This window comes from Flavobacterium sp. Leaf82, assembly GCF_001422725.1.
Lineage (GTDB): Bacteria > Bacteroidota > Bacteroidia > Flavobacteriales > Flavobacteriaceae > Flavobacterium.
Map to the genome: position 1 here is coordinate 123,872 of NZ_LMMA01000002.1, position 21,131 is coordinate 145,002.

At 33.7% G+C, this 21,131-nt stretch carries 15 protein-coding genes; 3 read left to right on the forward strand and 12 right to left on the reverse strand.

Features of this window, described 5'->3' with window-relative positions:
- Nucleotides 1–38 precede the first annotated feature (38 nt).
- Nucleotides 39–488: a LexA family protein gene (locus ASF10_RS04125; protein ID WP_056245804.1), complete on the reverse strand. Its 450-nt coding sequence runs from the start codon at nucleotides 486–488 to the stop codon at nucleotides 39–41.
- Nucleotides 489–585: 97 nt separating this feature from the next.
- Between ASF10_RS04125 and ASF10_RS04130 the strand changes: the two genes are divergently transcribed.
- Nucleotides 586–1,359, forward strand: coding sequence for an XRE family transcriptional regulator (locus ASF10_RS04130; protein WP_041517349.1), 774 nt, complete (start codon nucleotides 586–588; stop codon nucleotides 1,357–1,359).
- Between the two features lie 147 nt (nucleotides 1,360–1,506).
- Here ASF10_RS04130 and ASF10_RS04135 read toward each other — a convergent pair whose 3' ends face one another.
- The 11 genes from ASF10_RS04135 to ASF10_RS04180 form a co-directional block, all read right to left on the reverse strand.
- Entirely contained in the window at nucleotides 1,507–2,271 is a 765-nt protein-coding gene (locus ASF10_RS04135) for a phosphatase PAP2 family protein (RefSeq protein WP_056245807.1), read from the reverse strand.
- A gap of 396 nt (nucleotides 2,272–2,667) precedes the next feature.
- Nucleotides 2,668–4,389, reverse strand: coding sequence for an ATP-binding protein (locus tag ASF10_RS04140; RefSeq protein WP_056245809.1), 1,722 nt, complete (start codon nucleotides 4,387–4,389; stop codon nucleotides 2,668–2,670).
- A gap of 105 nt (nucleotides 4,390–4,494) precedes the next feature.
- On the reverse strand, nucleotides 4,495–5,622 hold the full coding sequence (locus ASF10_RS04145; RefSeq protein ID WP_056245814.1) for a sensor protein KdpD: 1,128 nt from the start codon (nucleotides 5,620–5,622) through the stop codon (nucleotides 4,495–4,497).
- Nucleotides 5,623–5,831: 209 nt separating this feature from the next.
- Complete coding sequence (locus tag ASF10_RS04150; RefSeq protein WP_056245863.1) at nucleotides 5,832–6,908, reverse strand: porin; 1,077 nt, start codon at nucleotides 6,906–6,908, stop codon at nucleotides 5,832–5,834.
- A 422-nt stretch (nucleotides 6,909–7,330) separates the two neighbouring features.
- Nucleotides 7,331–7,882, reverse strand: a complete 552-nt coding sequence (locus ASF10_RS04155) for a K(+)-transporting ATPase subunit C (RefSeq protein WP_056245816.1) — start codon at nucleotides 7,880–7,882, stop codon at nucleotides 7,331–7,333.
- Nucleotides 7,883–8,051: 169 nt separating this feature from the next.
- The gene (kdpB, locus tag ASF10_RS04160) at nucleotides 8,052–10,085 is read right to left on the reverse strand and encodes a potassium-transporting ATPase subunit KdpB (protein ID WP_056245820.1); all 2,034 of its coding nucleotides are present in this window, start codon (nucleotides 10,083–10,085) and stop codon (nucleotides 8,052–8,054) included.
- A gap of 184 nt (nucleotides 10,086–10,269) precedes the next feature.
- On the reverse strand, nucleotides 10,270–11,991 hold the full coding sequence (gene kdpA / locus ASF10_RS04165; RefSeq protein WP_056245822.1) for a potassium-transporting ATPase subunit KdpA: 1,722 nt from the start codon (nucleotides 11,989–11,991) through the stop codon (nucleotides 10,270–10,272).
- Nucleotides 11,992–12,098: 107 nt separating this feature from the next.
- Nucleotides 12,099–12,176 (reverse strand): K(+)-transporting ATPase subunit F, encoded by a 78-nt coding sequence (gene kdpF, locus ASF10_RS23865; protein WP_073075461.1) that lies wholly within the window; start codon nucleotides 12,174–12,176, stop codon nucleotides 12,099–12,101.
- A 183-nt stretch (nucleotides 12,177–12,359) separates the two neighbouring features.
- Nucleotides 12,360–12,641 (reverse strand): hypothetical protein, encoded by a 282-nt coding sequence (locus ASF10_RS04170; protein WP_056245825.1) that lies wholly within the window; start codon nucleotides 12,639–12,641, stop codon nucleotides 12,360–12,362.
- A gap of 374 nt (nucleotides 12,642–13,015) precedes the next feature.
- Nucleotides 13,016–14,359 (reverse strand): sigma-54-dependent transcriptional regulator, encoded by a 1,344-nt coding sequence (locus ASF10_RS04175; RefSeq protein WP_056245829.1) that lies wholly within the window; start codon nucleotides 14,357–14,359, stop codon nucleotides 13,016–13,018.
- 50 nt (nucleotides 14,360–14,409) lie between these two features.
- Nucleotides 14,410–16,854, reverse strand: coding sequence for a histidine kinase dimerization/phosphoacceptor domain -containing protein (locus ASF10_RS04180; protein WP_131726502.1), 2,445 nt, complete (start codon nucleotides 16,852–16,854; stop codon nucleotides 14,410–14,412).
- A gap of 207 nt (nucleotides 16,855–17,061) precedes the next feature.
- Here ASF10_RS04180 and ASF10_RS04185 point away from each other — a divergent pair, with 207 nt between their 5' ends.
- On the forward strand, nucleotides 17,062–19,041 hold the full coding sequence (locus ASF10_RS04185) for a sigma 54-interacting response regulator (RefSeq protein WP_198529565.1): 1,980 nt from the start codon (nucleotides 17,062–17,064) through the stop codon (nucleotides 19,039–19,041).
- Between the two features lie 183 nt (nucleotides 19,042–19,224).
- Nucleotides 19,225–20,232, forward strand: a complete 1,008-nt coding sequence (locus ASF10_RS04190; RefSeq protein WP_056245834.1) for an LLM class flavin-dependent oxidoreductase — start codon at nucleotides 19,225–19,227, stop codon at nucleotides 20,230–20,232.
- Nucleotides 20,233–21,131: the final 899 nt, after the last annotated feature.

Consider the following 21,131-nt stretch of genomic DNA (forward strand, 5'->3'; position numbering starts at 1 on the left):
ATAAAAGGTCTTCGACTTCGCTCAGACTGACAATTAATTTAAAAAGATTTAATACTATGAATAACAATTCCCCAAATCACAAAATTATTTTCTGCGGTTACTTTTATAGGTTGATAATCTTCATTTTCGGCAATAAGCCAAATTATATCTTTTTCTATTTTGATACGCTTTACAGTAAATTCGCCATCTATTTGGCAGACAGCAATTTTATTGTTTTGCGGTTCCAGGCTTTTATCAATAATTAATAAATCACCATCATTAATACCTACATTTTTCATGGAATGACCTTTTACTCTAGCGAAATAAGTAGTATATTTATGTTTGATAAATTCTTTATTGAGATCAATCGATAATTCGATAAAATCATCAGCGGGAGAAGGAAAACCAGCGCTAATACCAACATCAAAAAAAGGTATTTTTAGTTCCGAACTTACATCCGGAATGTACAATTCTATTGATTTTGGGGCACTTATACTTCTCAATTTCATAATCACTTCACAATTTGTTTTTCTGTACTTTACAAAATTAGTACAGATGATAACATTTTTTTGTATATTTGTTGTTCCAAATTATAACAAATTAATTATGTCCTTATTTTCAGATAACATCAGAGCATTGAGGGTTAAGCATAAAATATCTCAGGAGAAATTAGCTGAAAACCTTAGAATTACCCGAGGAAGATACGTTAAATACGAAGATGGAACCTCCGAAGCACCGTATGACATTTTAAAGCAGATTGCTTTATATTTTCATATGAGTATCGATTTACTATTGTCTGTCGATATACGAAAGATACACATTGAAAACCTGATAAAACTAGAAGGTAACCGACTCATTTTACCGATACAAGTAGATAGTTTTGGAGAGAATTATATCGAAATTGTATCTCAAAAAGCAAAAGCTGGATATCTAAACGGTTATGCCGATCCGGAATATATCGAAAGTCTACAGCAAGTTTCACTTCCGTTTTTAGGACCTGGAAAACACCGCGGATTTCCTGTAGAAGGCGATTCAATGCCACCACACGAAGACGGTTCTATTATTATTGGGCGTTATGTAGAAAGGCTGGGAGAGGTGATGGATGGCAGAACCTATATACTGATTACAAAAAATGAAGGAATGGTGTATAAACGTCTGAACAAGAACAAAAAGAATGCTTTGGTTTTGGAATCAGATAATCGTTTTTATCCAAATTATGAAGTGAAAGCTTCTGATATTCTTGAAATCTGGGAATATGAATGCAGCATTGGCCGAAGCGATAAACGACATGAAGTAACAGAATCTCAAAGTATGAAAGATTTACTTCTGGAAGTAAAACGAGAAGTTATGGAGATTAAGAATAATACTTCGAATACATAAAAGTTTTTTGCCGCGAATTACACAAATTTTCACAAATTTCATTCAAATATAATCAATATAATTCGTGAAAATTTGTGTAATTCGCGGCAAAAAAAAATCTTTTAATCTGTGAATCCCAATAGTTATTGGAAGTGGCAGATAAAAAATCTAAAACACCTTCACAAATCCCAACCCATATTGTTGCCCGTTATAAAAAGGCATCACCATAGAAGTTGATTTACTTTCAGAAGATGATTTAAAAAGTTTTTTGGTAATGTACGGATTCATCCAATATGCCAGTTTCGTACTCAAAATCCCGATTCCGGCTCCGGCGGCAACATCAGTTAACCAATGGCGATTGTTGTAAATTCTAAATAATCCCGTTCCGGTTGCAACGGCATAACCGGCAATTCCGTACCAAATCGATTTGTCTTTGTATTCCTGCCATAAAAACTCGGCTCCGGCAAAAGCAGTTGCCGTATGTCCGGAAGGGAATGAATTATTCGAACTTCCGTCCGGGCGTTCTTCATGAACAAGCGATTTTAAACCTAAAACTGTTGTAGCCATAATCGCGTACGAAGTAACAAATATTACTGACCGATCCCGCATATTATTCTTGCCTTTTACACCAAAAGCATTCAAGGCATAAACAGATGCGGCAGGCGCATATTGAGAGAAATCATCAATGGTGATTTTGTTGTCAATATCTTCTGTAACTTCAGCTTTGATTTGATGATTAAAAGTTAAAAGCTGATCACTTTCAAGACCAATAACGCCATATCCAATTAATACTCCCGGAATAATTAATTGCTTGTAATTGAATTTTAAATGACTTTTTGAAGTACTGTCAATTTTGGTAATCGAATCATTTTGTTGTGCATTTACACTCCAAAAACCGAATAAAAACACCAGAGAAATCGTTTTGTAAAACATCTTCGTTATTGTTATAAGTTGCAATAATAACGAATGTTCCATCTATCTATTTTTGGCTTAATTGAACCTTAAGTCAATATTAATTTGTTGGTTTTAAAAGAGATAGTTGTATTAAGATTGGCTAAATATTAGAGGGAAAAAGATTCAATATCAATATCAATGGCAATATCAATATCAAATTCCGGAGGATAATTTATATTGTAGGGCTGTCCCGAAGGGATGATTTATATCGTAGGGCTGTCCCGAGGCTTCGGGATTAATCCGGTTAAAAAATGTATTCACAATGCAAAAGTCCCGTAGGGACGATTCATATTGTTCGTTTTGCATTATAACGGAACTGGATTAATCCCGAAGCCTCGGGACAGCCCTACAATATGTTTCGAACCTACGACTTTTTTAGACCTTCAACGAAAACCAAAAAGTACTTCCCAAACCTAAATTACTTTCTACACCAATAACTCCGTTTTGGGCTTCTATAAATTCTTTGCTAATTGCCAATCCTAATCCCGTTCCTGATTTTTGACTTCCCGGAATCTGGAAATATTTATCAAAAACTTTGTCTTTATATCTCGCGTCGATTCCTTTTCCGGTGTCGATTACCTGAAAAACAATCTGATCCTTTTCTTCTTTTAATTTAATGATAATTGTACTTTTTTCTGAAGAATACGTAATCGCATTTGATAGGTAATTAATCAAAACCCAGCCTGTTTTTTCACTATCGGCTTTTACGTTTGGAAGATTTTCATCAGCATCAATAACGAGTTTGATTTGTTTTTGATCTGCTTGAATTTTTACAGCTTCGGTCGCGTAATTTACAATAGAATACGGATTGCTTTTTTCGATATTCAACTGAATATTTCCAGTTTCTAATTGCGATAAATTAAGCAATTCGCCCGTAATTTTCAACAATCGCTGACTATCGTCTTTAATGCTTTCAACCAATTGTTTTTGATCGTCGTTCATATCACCTGTTTTGGTATTTTGAAGCAATTGAAGACTCAGTTTTATAGATGCAATTGGCGTTTTTAATTCGTGCGAAACGGTGGCAATAAAATTTGTTTTCGCAAAATCCAGTTCTTTAAATAAGGTAATATTTCGAATAATAATTACATCACCAATATTGATTTCTTTTTCTTCTCCTGTTGGGGTTATGGTGATATTAATTTTTTCTTTATCAAAATAACTTTCCTTTCCGTTAGCAAAAATTTTCAAAGGTTGTTTTTTCTGAGAATCAGTTGCCAATTCCTTCAAAATCAAAGACCGAATCAAATCATTTGATAAAGCCAGAGTCGAAGCCGATTCCCCAATAACATCCTCAGATTTCATTCCGATAATTTTCAGTGCTTCATCATTCACAAACAAAATAATTCCTTCCTGATCTAATCCAATAATAGGATCGTGCATGTTATTGATAAGCGTTTCCAGTCGTTTTTTCTCGAAAAACAATTTGTATAAATTACTATTATTGTATTCCTCTAGTTTTTGCGCCATTGTATTAAACGATTTTGCCAAATCTCCATATTCGTTATGATTGGTAAAATGCACCCGTTCCGAATAATTTTTATTGGCAATTTCCTTAATACTCAACGTCAATTCCTTAATAGGATTGGCAATATTATTTGGTAAATTAATCAGTAAATTAAAAGCAATCAAAAAGCATAGAGTTCCAACAATAGCAATCCATAAATTAGCGGTTTCGGCAGTATGTTTAGCGATATCACTTTTTTTCTTTATGGCATTCATATTGAGTTTCATAATCTCAAAAATATCCTGTCTGATTTGCATTTTTAGAGACTCATCAGAACTGTTTTTTTCTAAAAGAGCAAAGTTTCTTTTAAGACTATCGGTTCCTTTTTTTTCTCCTTCTTCAGTAACATTTTGTGTTTGTTTCTGAAGATTTTCTTTAAAAGTAACAATAGTATTTTCCTTATTAGAATTAATTTCGTCCAAAGACAAAAGCATATTTCTGGAATATTCAAGCGTGTTATAATTTGCTTTCAGAATATTCTCCGTGTCTTTTTTTATCGAGAAAATATAAAAGGCACTCACCAATGTGAGTATTATTATTAGTAAAAATAATAACCCGACTCCCAGATTCAATTTAGTTTTAATTCTCATGATGTTTGTTTTAAAAACATTTTATTTTTTTTTAACCATGTAAGTGATTAAGTTTCATTAATTCAAAGCTTAATTTTTCTTAATTTCTTAATGGTTAGAAAAATTTTACGACAGAATAACAAGGTCAACATTCGATAAAGAAAGACGATTCAATAAACGTCTGAAAATCGTTGTAGCCAAAATTACTTTAAATAAATTAAAATGCGGTTTCCCGATGCAAACAGTTGTAATTTGTTTTTCCTCGGTGGCAATCAAAATCGCATCCGCAATATTTTTATGTTCAATTTTAATAACTTCTGCGCCTAGTTGTACAGCCAGTTTAAAGTTATTTATCAAATGACGTTGTTTGTCTAATGCAATTCTAGTGCTGCTTTCTTTAGGCGTTTCTACATACAAAACATACCAGGATCCGTTGTAATAACTTGCGAGACGAGCCGTTTTTCTAATAACAATTTTAGCCGTTTTATCATTACTGCTAATACAGGCCAATAGTTTTTCGTGTCTTAAAGCATGGAGTTGAGGAACTTCATTTTCTACTTTTCGAACCACCTGACTTGCTACTTCTTTTAGAGCTAATTCGCGCAATTGTAAAATCTGATCAGACTTAAAAAAGTTTGCCAAAGCCGTCTGAATTTTATCAGCCGTATAAATTTTTCCTTCTTTCAAACGGGCAATCAAATCTTCAGAAGTCAAATCGATATTCACGACTTCATCCGCCAATCGCAAAACATTATCCGGAATCCGTTCCTGAACATCAATTCCTGTAATACGTTTTACATCTTCATTCAAACTCTCAATATGCTGAATATTCACTGCTGAAATCACGTTGATTCCCGCTTCCAAAATTTCCAGAACATCCTGCCAGCGTTTTTCGTTTTTGCTTCCTTCAATATTTGTGTGTGCCAATTCATCAACAATTACCACTTCGGGTCTAAGGTTGATAATCGCCTGAACATCGAGTTCTTCCAGTTCTTTCCCTTTATAGAAAATGGTTCGCCGCGGAATAACGGGCAAACCAGATAAAAGTTCATGCGTTTCCTTTCGCATATGCGTTTCGATGTAACCAATTTTTACATCAATTCCGTTTTTCAACAACGAATGTGCTTCTTGCAGCATACGGTACGTTTTCCCCACACCGGCGCTCATCCCAATATAGACCTTAAACTTTCCTTTTCGTGATTTCTGAATTAAATCGAGAAAGTGCTGTGCGTTATTTTCTTTTTCGTCTTTCATATGTTTGTGTGAAGGTGCTAAGTCACAAAGTTTTTTAATTTTTTTAGCCACAGATTTCACAGATTAAAAAGATTATTGAATGGCTTTGTGTAGATTTATTTGCCACGAATTCACGAATTATAATTTATCCTATTTTGTAAATAAAAATTCGTGAATTCGTGGCGAAAAAAAAATCCTTTTAATCTGTGCAATCTGTGGCTTATATTCTTCTAAAAGCTAATTGCCAACGAAGTCGTTACAAAAGTATTGGTATCCGTTGGAACGTTATCTTTTGTGAAAATCTGATCTTTACTGGAAAGATTTCTTGCTTCTAATCTAAACATTACATTATCAGTAACTAAGTAATCAAAGTTACCCGAAAATCCGTAAGTTTTAAAACCATTTGGCGTTTCAGTTGCTATGATAATACCTTTTTTATCACTATAATATTCGCCACGAGCGGCAAGCTGAATTTTATCAGTTGGTTTGTATTGCAGAATCAAAACTGGCGAAAACCAAGTGTCGTATTTATTACTGTTTTTAGCTGCTTGTTGTGATCCAACATCAAAACCAGCAGTAACATTTGTTTTATCCGTTACTTTAAATTGTCCATAAAAGTTATTAAAATAACGCCATTTTTTGTCAATATCCGGTTGTTCATTTCCAACATAAGTACTCCAGTTCAAAACTACTTTGTCCGATGGTTTATACGTAATCTGCGTTCCAAAAGCTGGCGTTTGATTCCCTTTTACCTTCTCAATACGTTGCCATCCATTTAAGTACATTCCCGCCAAATACCATTTTCCGGATTCAGACGTGTAACCAATTTTAACTCCCGTTTCATAATAAGGCGAATTTTCAGCCAGAATGCTTCGGGTCAAAGTCTGGCAATCTTTTCCAATCGCACTTTCAAAACCTATATGAGCCGGCATAATTCCCGCATCTATCCATAAATTATGGCTTTGCGAGATCTTCACACCAACATTTGCTTCATAGATATTTTTCAATAAACCTTGTTCTGCCGCCATGTTATATTCGGCGTAAGTTCCGGCCATCAAAGCAAAATTTCCACGAATATTCTCTTTCGAATAATTCACTTTTGCCATACCTAAATTAATATTCACTTCATTACTTTTATTAAAATTGTAAAAAAAGCCCGGGCGTGTATGATCTTCCGGTTTTCCAAAATCATAACTATAATAAGTCTCTACATATCCTGAAAATGTAAACGGACTTTTTGTTTCTTCCTGAGCGTGTAAATTGCTAAAACCAAAAGCGATTAAAGCGGTAAGTATTATTTTTTTCATTTTATTAGTCATTGCTAGGAGAGACCTGTTTGCCGTGGCGAAAGCAATCTCATCCTCATTAGGTTATTTATTTTTGTAGATTTTTTAGGAGCTATTTCCCGCTATCCGTTTCAATCTTTTACTTTTTAAAGAAAAAAGTAAAAGGATTTCCACTACTATCGGGGCTAGAGATTTGGGGTAAAAAAGGGCATTTATTATCCTAACAGGTTTTTACAACCTGCTAGGTATTTAATTTTAAGTTTCAGTTTACGCTCTGTTTGTCATTGCGAGGAACGAAGCAACCACATTTGCAAAGTCAACTTAATGTATAATTGTTAGTGAGGTTGCTTCGTTCCTCGCAATGACAAAACAGGCGAAAATCTTTGTCAAACCCGACAGGTTTTTAATCCCCAGGCTTCGGGACTGTCGGGTTTAAAAACGTACTACTTCAATTGATCAAGCGCAACATTCAATTCCAAAACATTAACTGTTTCAGGTCCCATAACAGCCGTATTAATTTTACCTTCAACCAAAGCTTTTACTTTAGCTTCATCCAATTTTCTTTCTTTGGCAACACGTTTCACCTGAATCAAAGCACCTTGTGGAGAAATATTTGGATCTAATCCACTTCCTGAAGCAGTCACTATATCTGATGGAATTTCAGATTTTTTCAAATAAGGGTGGACAACTAAAAACGTATCAATTCTTTTTTGAACCAAAGCTAGATATTCAGCATTACTTGGCCCTTTGTTACTTCCGGCACTTCCAGCCGCATTATAATCAACAGCCGAAGGTCTTCCCCAGAAATAATTCGACTTATCGAATTTCTGACCTATTTTTTGGTAACCAACTACTTTTCCGTTAACCGAAATAGTTTCTCCTTTTCCGTGATTAGGAGCAAATTGTGCAATTCCGTAAATCGCAAGAGGATAAATAACTGCAAATAAGATTACGGTAAGCAGTGTAAGTTTTACTATTGAAAATATTGTTTTCATTTTTTTTGAGATTCTAAGGGACTAAGTTGCTAAGGTTCTAAGTTTTTTTCTAGAAGCTTAGTAAGCATAAGTCATGTTTTTAATTTAATTTTTTTAAGTTTTCTGGATTTTACGATTCTAAGAGAAAAACCTTAGTCCCTTAGAATCTTAGCATCTCAGAACCTTACATTTACATAAATAAGGCTACGAGTAAATCAATTAATTTAATTCCGATAAAAGGGACAATCAATCCACCTAAACCATAAATCAATAAATTTCTTTTTAGGATTGCGCTTGCACCAATTGGTTTATAATCTACTCCTCTCAATGCTAACGGAATCAATATCGGAATGATGATTGCATTAAAAATTACCGCTGATAAAATGGCACTTTCAGGACTATGCAAACGCATGATATTCAATCCTTCAAGCGCAGGAATCGCAGTAATAAAAAGAGCAGGAACAATAGCAAAATATTTCGCAACGTCATTTGCAATAGAAAAAGTAGTTAAAGTACCTCGAGTCATTAAAAGTTGTTTCCCAATTTCGATAATCTCAATTAATTTGGTTGGGTCATTATCAAGATCGACCATATTTCCGGCTTCTTTCGCAGCCTGAGTTCCGCTGTTCATGGCAACACCCACATTGGCTTGCGCAAGGGCAGGAGCATCGTTCGTTCCATCACCCATCATGGCAACAAGTTTACCCAAGTTTTGTTCATTTTTGATGTAGTTCATTTTATCCTCAGGTTTCGCTTCGGCAATAAAATCATCAACACCGGCAGCTTCCGCAATAAATTTCGCCGTAAGCGGATTATCTCCGGTAACCATCACCGTTTTCACACCCATTTTTCTCAATCGGTCAAAACGTTCTTTCATTCCTGTTTTAATGATATCCTGCAATTCGATAACACCTTGAACCTGATCGTTTTTAATTACAACCAATGGCGTTCCTCCTTTAGACGAAATATCGATTACTTTTTGAGCAGTATCTTCAGGAAAACTATTTCCGGCTTGTTTTGCAATATTTTTTGCAGCATCCTGAGCTCCTTTTCTAATATTAGTTCCGTCTTTTAAGATAACTCCGGAAGTTCTGGTTTCAGCGGTAAATTTGATTAAAGTAGCACCTTCAATTGATAATTTATTGGCAGTTTCGGCACCTGCCAGTTCCACGATACTTTTCCCTTCCGGAGTGTCATCTGCTAGTGAACTTAACACAGCAGACTTTATAAAATCTTCTTCGGTAACACCTTTTGCAGGATAAAAATTTGTTGCTTTTCGGTTTCCAATTGTGATTGTTCCGGTTTTGTCTAGAAGCAATACATCAATATCTCCGGCAGTTTCTACCGCTTTTCCGGATTTTGTAATTACGTTAGCACGCAACGCTCTGTCCATTCCCGCAATACCAATTGCTGATAATAAACCACCAATTGTCGTTGGAATCAAACAAACGAATAGTGCAATAAAAGCTGCAATCGTGATAGGCGCATTTGCATAGTCGGCAAACGGTTTTAGCGTAACGCACACAATCACGAAGATTAAAGTAAATGCAGCTAATAGAATCGTTAAGGCAATTTCGTTTGGTGTTTTCTGACGGCTTGCACCTTCAACCAAAGCAATCATTTTGTCTAAGAAGCTTTCGCCAGGTTCAGAGGTTACGATTACTTTAATTTTATCAGATAATACTTTTGTACCTCCGGTTACAGATGATTTATCACCACCAGCTTCTCTGATTACCGGAGCACTTTCTCCAGTAATAGCACTTTCGTCTATAGTTGCTAAACCTTCGATAATTTCACCATCAGTTGCAATTAAATCGCCTGATTCGCAAACGAAAATATCTCCTTTTTTCAATTCAGATGAACTGATATTTTTAATTTCTCCGTTAGGCAAAATTTGTCTTGCCGGAGTTTCTTCACGTGTTTTTCTTAAACTATCCGCTTGTGCTTTTCCTCTTGCTTCGGCAATTGCTTCGGCAAAATTGGCAAACAACAGTGTTGCAAGTAAAATTAAGAACACAATTAAATTATAAGTAAAACTACCTTGGTCAGTTGCTCCCATTAATATAGAAACACAAACAGCAAACATAATGGCAGTTCCTATTTCTACGGTAAACATTACCGGATTTTTGATCATCATTTTTGGATTCAGCTTCACAAAAGATTGCACTAAAGCTTCTTTTACTTGCTTACTTTCAAACAACGATGTGGATTTATTAGTTGTCATTTTTTTATATTATTTTGTTTGACTAAATAATTCTTAAACAAATAGAAACATAGATTTTCTTTTTGAGATGAAGGCGTTTCACTTTCATACATTCAAATAGCTAAGTGAGAAAACTAGTTTTTTGCAATACTCTTTTTGTATATTTTATTTCTATGTTTCTATGTGTTCAAAATATTCAGCATTTTTATTTTAAAGTAAAATATTCGGCTAAAGGTCCAAGTGCCAACGCTGGGAAGAATGATAAAGCGGCTATAATTGCGATTACGGCAAAAACCATTATTCCAAAAATAGAAGTGTCGGTTTTTAAAGTTCCTGCACTTTCAGGAATGTATTTTTTATTAGCCAATAATCCTGCAATTGCCAATGGCCCAACGATAGGAATAAAACGACTCAACAGCAACACAATTCCTGTAGTAATATTCCAAAACGGATTGTTATCACCCAAACCTTCAAAACCAGAACCATTATTGGCAGCGCTCGAAGTATATTCATATAACATTTCAGAGAATCCGTGGTGTCCGGGATTGTTTAACCAGCCTGTTGCGTTTCCGCTAAACCAATACCCCATTGCAGTATCGTTTGCAGCAAAATAAGAAGCCAAAGCGGTACCTGATAATATTAATAAAGGGTGAAGAATTGCGATAAAAGCTGCAATTTTAACTTCCCGCGCTTCGATTTTCTTTCCTAAAAATTCAGGAGTTCGACCAACCATTAATCCGGAAATAAATACAGCCAGAATAATGAAAATGTAGAAGTTCAAAATACCAACACCACAACCGCCATAAAACGCATTGACCATCATGGCAAGCAATTCCATTGCTCCGGAAACCGGCATTGAACTATCGTGCATACTATTTACAGAACCTGTAGAAATTACGGTTGTGGCAATGCTCCAGAAACCTGAAACCGCTGGTCCAAACCGAACTTCTTTTCCTTCCATCGCTCCGGTTGCTTGAGCAATTCCCATTTTCTCGATAGCTGGATTTCCGTTCATTTCCGTCATCATTGTTGGAATAACAAGTAATAAGAAACCAATCGTCATTACTCCAAAAATTACGTATGATAATTTCTTTTTCTTTAGATAAAAACCTAAAGCAAAAATCATCGCAAACGGAACAATTAATTGTGACCAAAGCTCTACAGCATTGGTAAAATAAGTTGGGTTTTCTAACGGATGCGCTGAGTTGGCTCCAAAAAATCCACCACCATTTGTACCTAAATGTTTAATGGCTATAAAAGCAGCAGCAGGTCCGCGGGAAACATCAACGTGATCACCTTGTAAAGTTGTGATAGAATCTTTGCTGTCAAAATCCATCGGAGTACCGCTGAATGCTAATATAGTAGCAACAATTACTGAAAGTGGTAATAATATACGTGTACAGCTTTTGATGAAATAGTTGTAGAAATTCCCCAATTTATCTGTAGTTCTCTCTTTCATTGCAGTAAAAATCATCGCCGCCGCCGCCATACCGACACCAGCAGAAACAAATTGCAAGAACATCAGGAACATTTGTGATAGGTAAGAAACTCCGCTTTCACCTGAATAATGCTGTAAGTTACAGTTTACTACGAACGAAATGGCGGTGTTAAAAGCTAAATCCGGTGACATTGATGGATTGTTATCAGGATTTAGAAACAACGATCCCTGAAATAGTAAGACAAAAAAGCAAAGAAAGAACCAAATCATGTTGATACTTAAAAGTGCTTTTAAGTATTGTTTCCAGTTCATTTCTTCAGTGGAATTAATACCACTGATTTTAAAAATAAATTTTTCAATTGGATTGAAAATCGGATCAAAAAGTGTTTTATCTCCTAAATAAACTTTAGCGATATATTTTCCTAACGGAATGGCTAAAACTATCGAAACGATAAAAATACTGATGACGCCTAGTAATTCTGTGTTCATAATTTTGATATTATTTTTGTTGTGAAATGTGAATTGTAAAATGAAAGAAGTAAATGAGTTTGAGATATATTCCTAACTTTTGACTTATAACATTTAACTCTACATTCTTAAAATTTTTCAGGTTTAATTAATACATAAACCAAATAGCCAAAAACGGCGATGGAAACAATAAATAGTGCAGTCATGATTTAGATTTTTTCAAAAAATTCAACTGATTTAAAACAAATCGCAAACAACACGACGGCTAATGCGAGTAAAAGAAAAGTGATTAACATAGGTTTTTATTTTAGATTTTAGTCCCGAAGCCTCGGGATTGATTTTAGATTTAAAATTTTAGCGATTAACCGATTAAACAATTAACCGATTAATTATACTCCCGAAGTATTAACTTGCTTGATATATTCTGCTTTTAGCGTTTGAGGAAAAAGATGGGAGATATTGCAGTGACGAACTTCCATAAAAGAAGAAACCGAGAAAACGTACACATTAGAAATGGCGTTTTTAGTTTCGATACTTCCGGTAATAAAAAGGCGTTCAGCAAGTGCCAGACATTTTTTTGCACGGACGATGTTACCAGAAACAATAGATTTTTTAGTAATATCAGCAAAACGTTCCGCTTGTTTGTAGATTGAAGTGACTTGATTTTTCATGAGATGAATTTTTATGTTCTTCCCACTAATGCCAAAAGTCAGACCGAAAAACAGTAATTATTGGTAAGGTGTTGTCAATAAAAGGATTGCGGGTTTGTGCCAAAAATCAGGCATAAAAAAAGCCTATCAAAATGATAAGCTTTTATTGAAATGATAGGTATTAGAATTCATATTATGAATTTTAAAAGTCCCAGCGGGACGATATATTTATAGAAAATGATCAATTCGCATGTATTAAAAGCCCCAGCGGGGTGATATAGTTTTTGAATTATATAGGTGTCGCTCCGCTGGAGCTTTTCATCATTGGCAATAAATATCTATAAATATGACGCTTCTCTGAAGCTTTAAAAATTGAATTTGAAATTTAAATACTATTATTGAATACTATATTCTTCTAATTTTCGATACAAAGTCGCAATTCCAATTTCTAGTAAACGAGCGGTTTCGGCTTTATTACCTTTCGTATAATTTAAAACCTTCTGAATATGTAATTTTTCGACACTTTGCATCGAGAAAGCCGACATTGATTTGGTTGGTTTTTCTGGTTGATGTTGCATTTCGTAAGGCAAAACATCAGCGGTCAAAATATCTCCGTTACTCAAAATTACAGATCTCTCGATAATATTTTTAAGTTCTCGAATGTTTCCAGGCCACGAATAATTTTCTAATTTATGAAGAAAATCATCAGAAACATTCAAAGTCTTTTTATTCGTTTTTTCAGAAAACTGTTGAACAAAATATTGAGTGATTGGAGCAATATCTTTAATTCTTTCTCTTAACGGAGGAAGTTTTATTTCGAAGATATTCAAACGAAAGTACAAGTCAGAACGAAAACGGTGTTCTTCACTTTCGGTTTTCAAATCCCTGTTTGTTGCTGCAACTAATCTGAAATTTGATTTTTTGGGAGTTGTATCTCCAACCGGAATATATTCGCTGGTTTCTAAAACACGTAATAATTTGGCTTGAAGTTCAATAGGCATTTCTCCAATTTCATCCAGAAACAAAGTTCCGCCATTAGCTTCCTCAATAAAACCTTTTTTATCTTTTAAGGCTCCGGTAAAAGCACCTTGTTTATGTCCGAAAAGTTCACTTTCTAAAATTTCCTTGCTAAAAGTACTGCAGTTTAAAGCCACAAAAGATTTACCTACACGATTACTATTTTCATGGATCGCTTGTGCAAAAACCTCTTTTCCCGTTCCGGTTTCTCCGGTAAGTAAAACTGTCGAATCAGTTTTGGCTACTTTTTTGGCAAGATCAATAACTTGTTCAATTCCTTTTGATTTTCCTATAATGGTATTAAAAGAATATTTATCGCCAATACGTTTTTCGAGTTGTTTGACCTTTTTCTGCAAATGCGCTTTTTCGACAGCTTTGTACAAAAGCGGAATAATTTTGTCGTTATCATCGCCTTTTACGATATAATCAAAAGCACCATTTTTCATGGACTGAACCCCATCCGGAATATTCCCGAAAGCAGTTAACAAAATAACTTCAATCAAAGGAAAACTCCCTTTTATATTTTGCAGAAAATCAACGCCATTTCCATCAGGTAGTTTTACATCACATAAAACAACATCAATTTCAGTTTGTTCCAGTTTCTTAAAACCTGATTTGAGATCTTTTGCTTCAAAAACTTCAAATCCTTCTGATTTTATAATGCGTGCCAACAGACTTCTCAGTTTTTCTTCGTCGTCTATAATTAAAATTTTATGTGTCATTTGAGGAAAAGTCTAGAATCAAAATTTATTTTGAGAGACAAATTTAGGATTTAAATCAGTTCTCTTTTTTGATTCATCGGAAATTCTTGCGAAAATTCGATTTTCAAAATTGTTCCGTTATTGTTTTCCATAGAAAATTTAGCTTCAAGATCATCACTCAAACCTTTTATTAAACTCATACCAAATGAATTGATTTTTTTAGCGCTAATATCAACATCAATTCCAATTCCGTTGTCTGAGATAATCAGTAAATATTTGTTGTCATTAATTCCTTCAAGTGTAACATAAATCATTCCGGATCGATCATCAGGAAATGCGTATTTGATAGAATTGGTAATGGCTTCATTTAAAATAAGTCCAAGCGGAACTGCTTGTGCAACATCTAATTCTAAAGGATCTATTTTTAATTCAAATCGAATTCGTTGTCCAAGCGTAAAAGATTCTTTTAGATATTCAACCAACTCTTTTATATAATTAGGCATATTAATCGTCGAAATATTCTCAGCATTGTACAACTTTTGATGAATCAGCGACATTGAATGAATTCGATGCTGGCTATTTTTAATTGCTGATAAAGCCATATCATTATCCAAATAAGCAGATTGTGAATTTAAAAGGCTTATTACAGTTTGAAGATTATTTTTTACGCGATGATGAATTTCTTTAACTAACCATTCCTTTTCGTCTAGTAAATGTCTCAGATTGATATTTTTTTGGTTAATTTCTTTTTCCTTAAGTTCCAATTTAGCATGATTTCGTTGTTTTAAACGGTATCTGTTATATAATAAACCAATAGTAATCAATAGTAAAATCAAACTCCAAATGGATAGATTATTCAAAAGCTGCGATTTCTGCAATTCGCTTTCTTGCAACTTAGTCTGATCATTTAAAAGTTTAATTTTTTGTTCCTTATTTAAAGTCTCATATTGAATTCTAAGTTCTTCGATTTGTTTATTTTTAGAATAATCGATTAAAGAATCGCTCATCTTTTTATAAATCTGATAATGTTTTAATGCCGCGGCATAATTTCCATTTAAAGAATCAGTAATAGAGAGCGAGATTTCAAGATCCTGAGATGTGTAATGTTGGTTGTTTGCTTTAGCTAATGCAGAAATTTTATCAGCATACAACCTGGCTTTTTCAGGCTGATGTCTGCGAGCATAGAAATAAGACATTGATGCATATGCATTTGAAACATCAAGTAAAGTTTGCGGTCCATTTAATTGTTGTGCAGAAACATTCATTTCTTTAAAGTATTTTTCTGCCAATGCATAATTTTTTAATCGATCATAACAATTTGCTTTGGTATAGTTCAAAATCATTTTGTCATAAGGATTTGTTGGCGGAAATTTTACAGTAACTGAATTAATATAATCAATAGCTTCCTTATTTTTTCCCTTTGAGGATAAAGCACCAACAAGACTCATGAAACTTTTATACCAACTTCCGGCACTTATGTAATGCTGACCATAATAAACGCTTTTTTGATACATTTCTGTCGCTTCTTCATAATGACCTAAAACCAGATAAACGTTGCCAAAACGCAAATAAAAAGTATCAGAAAAATTATAATCACGAAGAGTTTGTATTGTTTTTATGGTTTTTTGAGCATAATATAATGAACTTTTCATATTATGCCGATTGAGTTCTATATAGGAAATTGCAGATTCTGTAAATTGCGTATGCTTAAATCCTATTTTTCTTTGGTCATATAAATTTTGATAAAATTCTTTATTGGCTAAATTGATATTTCCGCTGAAGTAATGTATTGTAATAAGCTTTAGGTGCATTTCTATCGCTTTTTCTTCTAATCCTAATGTTCTGTAAAGCTGTATTGATTCGTTTAAGCTTTTTTCTTTTTCAGGATCTGAAAAAGGCAACGTAGAACCCTGATTTGCCAGAGCATCTGCAAGAGCTTTTTTATCATTTTGTTTTCTGCATTCATTTACAACTTTTGAAAAGCAATTTGTGCTTTCAGGAAAATTATGAATCTGTGCATAGTATTTTCCAAGTAATAATAAACTCTGATGTTGCCACTTTACAATTTTTAGCTCATTGCTTGTTTGTAAGGCTTCGTTAATATATTTGAAAGCATTTTGAATATCTTCTGGTTTTGTTCCGGGTCTAAAAAGGTAAAAGCTTCCTAGTTCAAGCAACAATATTATTTTATCTGACCCTTTTGATTGCCCTAAAAGTTTTATGGCAGCATTGATATTTCCTTTTTCTATAAAATCGCTACCAATTATTGTACTTGCATTGGGATTATATCCTTCGTCATAACTTAGGGAAAGAGGTAAATTATACGCTTTTGTAGTTAATACTGCCGAACTGTCTTCATCAATCTTCCCTTGATTTGTTGCATACAAAAAAGTAGTGCAAAACTGAAATAACAAGCGTTTCTTCTTCAAATCATAATTTGCAGTTGAGGTAGAAGTTTGTGCAAAGTTTTGAAGAGAAATAAAAAGGAAAAGGTAAAAACAAAAGGTTTGTTTCATAATTGGTTTATAATTAGATTTTTGGTTGTTTATGGTCAGCAAATATAAATATAATCAATCCTTCTTTTGTGAAATAATATCAGGAAAATTCAGATAAAAGTTGTTTTTAATGATTTATATTTTAATAAATTCATATTTTACTGGTAATAATTAACTAATTTTATACCAATATATTATAGGTCTTCTAATACTAAAAATACCACATTTATGGAAATCGTTTCTGGTAATAACACTATCTCTGCTGAAGCAACAATTAAAAAGAAAATTTTAATCGTTGAAGATCAGTTTATAGAAGCGCATGATTTGCAATTAATACTCGAAAAAGCAAATTATGTTGTTACAGGAATTGCGCGTTCAGTTGATCAGGCACTAGCACAAATTGAATCACAAAAGCCAGACTTAGTATTCGTGGATATTATGCTGAAAGGAAGTCTAAACGGAATTGATTTGGCTAAAATCTTAAAAGAAAAAAATATAGGTTTTATATTTATTTCAGCAAATTCAAGCAAAAGTATTTTAGATCAGGCAAAGACAACGCAGCCTTACGGATTTATTGTAAAACCTTTTAGAGAACAAGACGTTTTAACAACACTCGAAATTGCTTTTTATCGTCAGGAATATAGTTTAGAGTCTCAATTGAAACAGCAACTGCAATTAAAAAGCGATCTCGAATTTATTATAAAATCAAAGCTCAAAAAGGATGAAATACTGACAGAATTTGGCAGAATATTACAAACCTTTATATCATTCGATTATCTTGAAATAGGTTTTGTAAATACAACGCATTATGATAATTTGGGCATTATTCGTAAAAACATTGATAATTACCAATTTATCAATCCGGAAAAATTTTCTAAAATTGCAGATATTACTTTAGATGAATTAGACCAGACTTATAAAAAATCAAAGGTAGACAACCAGCCTGTTATATATAGTGAAGAAGCTTTAATTAATAATTTTCAGGTTGCACCCATAAAAAGTTTGATCGCACATAATTTTGGAATTAAATCGTATTTGATTTTTCCTGTTTCGATTGCAGCAATTCAAAAATTTCATTTTACATTTTACAGTCGTAGTTTCAAAATATATTCAGATGATCATTTAAAATTATTATCTAATTTAGAATCTAATCTTATTCAGTTTATTAATAAAATATATTCCTTAGACTTAATCTCTGATAAAATAATAAATGAAGAAATTAAAGTTAAAAAAAATAAAACTGAAAAAGAAACCATAAGTTTTGAAGGTATTATTGGCAACAGTACACAAATGATAACCGTTTTTGATTATATCAGAAAAGTGGCACCATCAGATACATCAGTTTTAATTTTAGGAGAAAGCGGAACCGGGAAGGAAAGAATTGCACAAAGTATCCATGCCTTGTCACCTCGAAAAGATAAACCTCTTGTTATTATAAATTGTGGCGCTATTCCAGAGAATTTAGCTGAATCATTACTTTTTGGACATGAAAAAGGTTCCTTTACCGGTGCACTTGATAAACGCATTGGGAAATTTGAACTTGCAGATGGCGGAACTATTTTTCTAGATGAAATAGGAGAGATGCCACTAGAACTTCAGGTAAAACTATTACGCGTTTTGCAAGAAAAGGAAATTGAAAGAATTGGAGGAAAATCCCCTTTTAAAGTTGACGTCAGAATTATTGCAGCAACCAATAAAAATTTAGAAGAAGAAGTTGCTGCCGGAAGATTCAGAATGGATTTATATTATCGCTTGCATGTTTTTCCGATAATGGTTCCATCCTTAAAAAACAGAAAAGAAGATATTCCGGAATTAGTAAATCATTTTATAAAAGTATACAGTGAAAAAATGGGCAGAAAAACCCCAAATATTACTGATTTTGCATTGCAGCAAATATTGAGTTACAATTGGCCTGGAAATATCAGAGAATTAGAACATAGTATTCAACGTGCTATTTTACTAACAGACGGAAATACGATCAAGGAAATAGAACTCTTGCCATCATCAAAAATGCATACTGAAAATACAAGCGAACCTTTTTCTATAAAGACAATTTTAGAAAATGAACGCGATTATATTTTATACATTCTCAAAAAATGCAACGGAAAAATATCCGGAATTGGTGGAGCGGCAGAGATTCTGGACATTCATCCTTCTACATTAAATTCAAAAATCAAAAAATTAGAAATAAAAAGAGAATTAAATTAGACTCTTTACTCTTTTTAATTACTGTCTTTCAAGAAACATATTTAGAAAATCTAAAGTAGCTATTCCAAAGTAAATGAGTTTAATCCATAATACTTGTACGTACAAATATTATAATTCTATTAACATGAAAGAATCCGGGCTTTGTCGTAAATGAATTAATTTTGCATAAAAGCTACATTATATATGAAAGACCCAATTTCAATCTCAATATTAGAATTAGCTATCATTACACAAGATAGCAACGCAACAGAAACATTTCAAAAAACAAAAGAAATAGCACAACTCGCAGACAACTTAGGTTACAAGCGCTTTTGGCTGGCTGAACATCACAATATGGCACACGTTGCCAGTTCAGCAACCGTAGTTTTAATTGGTTATATTGCCAGTAATACCAAAGACATACGTGTAGGTTCAGGCGGAATAATGTTACCCAACCATTCTCCTTTAATAGTAGCCGAACAATTTGGAACCCTGGAAACACTTTATCCTAACCGAATCGATTTAGGATTAGGAAGAGCACCGGGAACAGATCAGCCAACTGCAGAAGCAATCCGAAAAGACTTTTTTGAACAAGCACAACGTTTTCCGCAAAATGTATCTAAACTTCAGGATTACTTTTCTGCCGAAAATGCAACCGCAAAAGTTAGGGCATTTCCAGCCGAAGGAACAAATGTTCCAATCTGGATTTTAGGCTCAAGTATGGAAAGTGCTGCACTTGCTGCAGCTTACGGATTACCATATGCATTCGCCGGACATTTTGCACCACGCCAAATGATTCAGGCTTTTGAATTCTATCGCGAAAACTTCCAGCCTTCATCAGTTTTAGAAAAACCAAAAACAATGGCATGCGTCAATATCATTGCAGCCGATACAAACGAAGAAGCCGAAAAACTATCTACAAGTTTATATCAAATGTTTCTCAACCTAATTAGAAACGACCGCAAAGGTTTACAACCGCCTGTAGATTCTCTTAATGATATTATGAGCGAAGAAGAACGCTTTCATGTCAATCAAATGACCGCATGTACTTTTACAGGAAATAAAGAACAGCTAATAACAGATCTTAAAAAGTTCATAGACTATGCCCGTGTAGATGAGCTAATGGCAACAAGCCCAATTTTTGATCATCAGGCAAAACTAAAAAGCATCCACATTACAAAAGAAGTAATAGATGGCATAAACAATATATAAGGACAGTTTTCTCTCTCCTATATATAAGGTAAGATTTCAAACCCCAAACCCGACACTTTCTTAAAAGCTGTCGGGTTTATTTTTTATACTTATATATAGGAAGACTCACTATGTCCGGCTGAGCGAAGTCGAAGCCTGCTTTTGGGTTTTCAGATTTATTCGTTTTTTTTCAGGAGCTATTTCCCGCTATCCGTTCCTATCTTTTGTGCCGAACGACGGCACAAAAGGATTTCCACTACTATCTGGGCTAGGGGAGCGGCTTTCAAAAGAGGTTTACTATAATAAAAGAGAAATAAAAACGCTCTAAAAATCAAAACTTAGCGTCTTTGCGTCTCTGCGTGATTAAAAAAGAAGTCAAAATGTAGCCTTGCGTTTCTTGCAAAACAAACTCAAAGAGAAGAATTCTTAGCGTCTTTGCGGTAAAATCAGCCCAAACCATCTAAAACCTCACAAGCATCAAAAAAACTTCTTGTTGTAAAAAACACCAAACCAGTCACTTATAAAAAAGATTAAAAATAGTTTGAAAAAGCTATTGTTTAACTGAATAAACTACCTACTTTTGCACCCGCAACAGCGATAGACGTTCACTGAAATACCGGCAAGCAATTGAGATCAAAACGAAAATTTATTTTCAAAAAAAGATAAAAAAAGATTAAGAAAAGCTTGTGGGAATTGAAAGAAAGTTTTAAGTTTGCACCCCGCAAAACACGGAAAGTTCATTGATAAGTTGGTAAGGTTTGAGAAGGAAAAAAGAAAAGAAATTTTCTTAAAAAAAACTTCAAAAAACATTTGCCATTTAGAAATAAGTTTTCTACTTTTGCACCCGCTTTGAGAAACAAGCGAAACAAAATTGAAACACGTTCGTAGACATATTGAATTGACAGCCGTTTTAACAGAGA

Bases quoted from the DNA above. Each gene is read 5' to 3' on its own strand.
- ASF10_RS04170 (WP_056245825.1), bottom strand. From the start codon at position 12,641: ATGAAAAATCAAGTCACTTCAATCTACAAACAAGCGGAACGTTTTGCT.
- kdpA (WP_056245822.1), bottom strand. From the start codon at position 11,991: ATGAACACAGAATTACTAGGCGTCATCAGTATTTTTATCGTTTCGATA.
- ASF10_RS04190 (WP_056245834.1), top strand. From the start codon at position 19,225: ATGAAAGACCCAATTTCAATCTCAATATTAGAATTAGCTATCATTACA.
- ASF10_RS04145 (WP_056245814.1), bottom strand. From the start codon at position 5,622: ATGAAAGACGAAAAAGAAAATAACGCACAGCACTTTCTCGATTTAATT.
- ASF10_RS04140 (WP_056245809.1), bottom strand. From the start codon at position 4,389: ATGAGAATTAAAACTAAATTGAATCTGGGAGTCGGGTTATTATTTTTA.
- ASF10_RS04130 (WP_041517349.1), top strand. From the start codon at position 586: ATGTCCTTATTTTCAGATAACATCAGAGCATTGAGGGTTAAGCATAAA.
- ASF10_RS04155 (WP_056245816.1), bottom strand. From the start codon at position 7,882: ATGAAAACAATATTTTCAATAGTAAAACTTACACTGCTTACCGTAATC.
- kdpB (WP_056245820.1), bottom strand. From the start codon at position 10,085: ATGACAACTAATAAATCCACATCGTTGTTTGAAAGTAAGCAAGTAAAA.
- ASF10_RS04185 (WP_198529565.1), top strand. From the start codon at position 17,062: ATGGAAATCGTTTCTGGTAATAACACTATCTCTGCTGAAGCAACAATT.
- ASF10_RS04180 (WP_131726502.1), bottom strand. From the start codon at position 16,854: ATGAAACAAACCTTTTGTTTTTACCTTTTCCTTTTTATTTCTCTTCAA.
- kdpF (WP_073075461.1), bottom strand. From the start codon at position 12,176: ATGACTGCACTATTTATTGTTTCCATCGCCGTTTTTGGCTATTTGGTT.
- ASF10_RS04125 (WP_056245804.1), bottom strand. From the start codon at position 488: ATGAAATTGAGAAGTATAAGTGCCCCAAAATCAATAGAATTGTACATT.
- ASF10_RS04150 (WP_056245863.1), bottom strand. From the start codon at position 6,908: ATGAAAAAAATAATACTTACCGCTTTAATCGCTTTTGGTTTTAGCAAT.
- ASF10_RS04135 (WP_056245807.1), bottom strand. From the start codon at position 2,271: ATGTTTTACAAAACGATTTCTCTGGTGTTTTTATTCGGTTTTTGGAGT.
- ASF10_RS04175 (WP_056245829.1), bottom strand. From the start codon at position 14,359: ATGACACATAAAATTTTAATTATAGACGACGAAGAAAAACTGAGAAGT.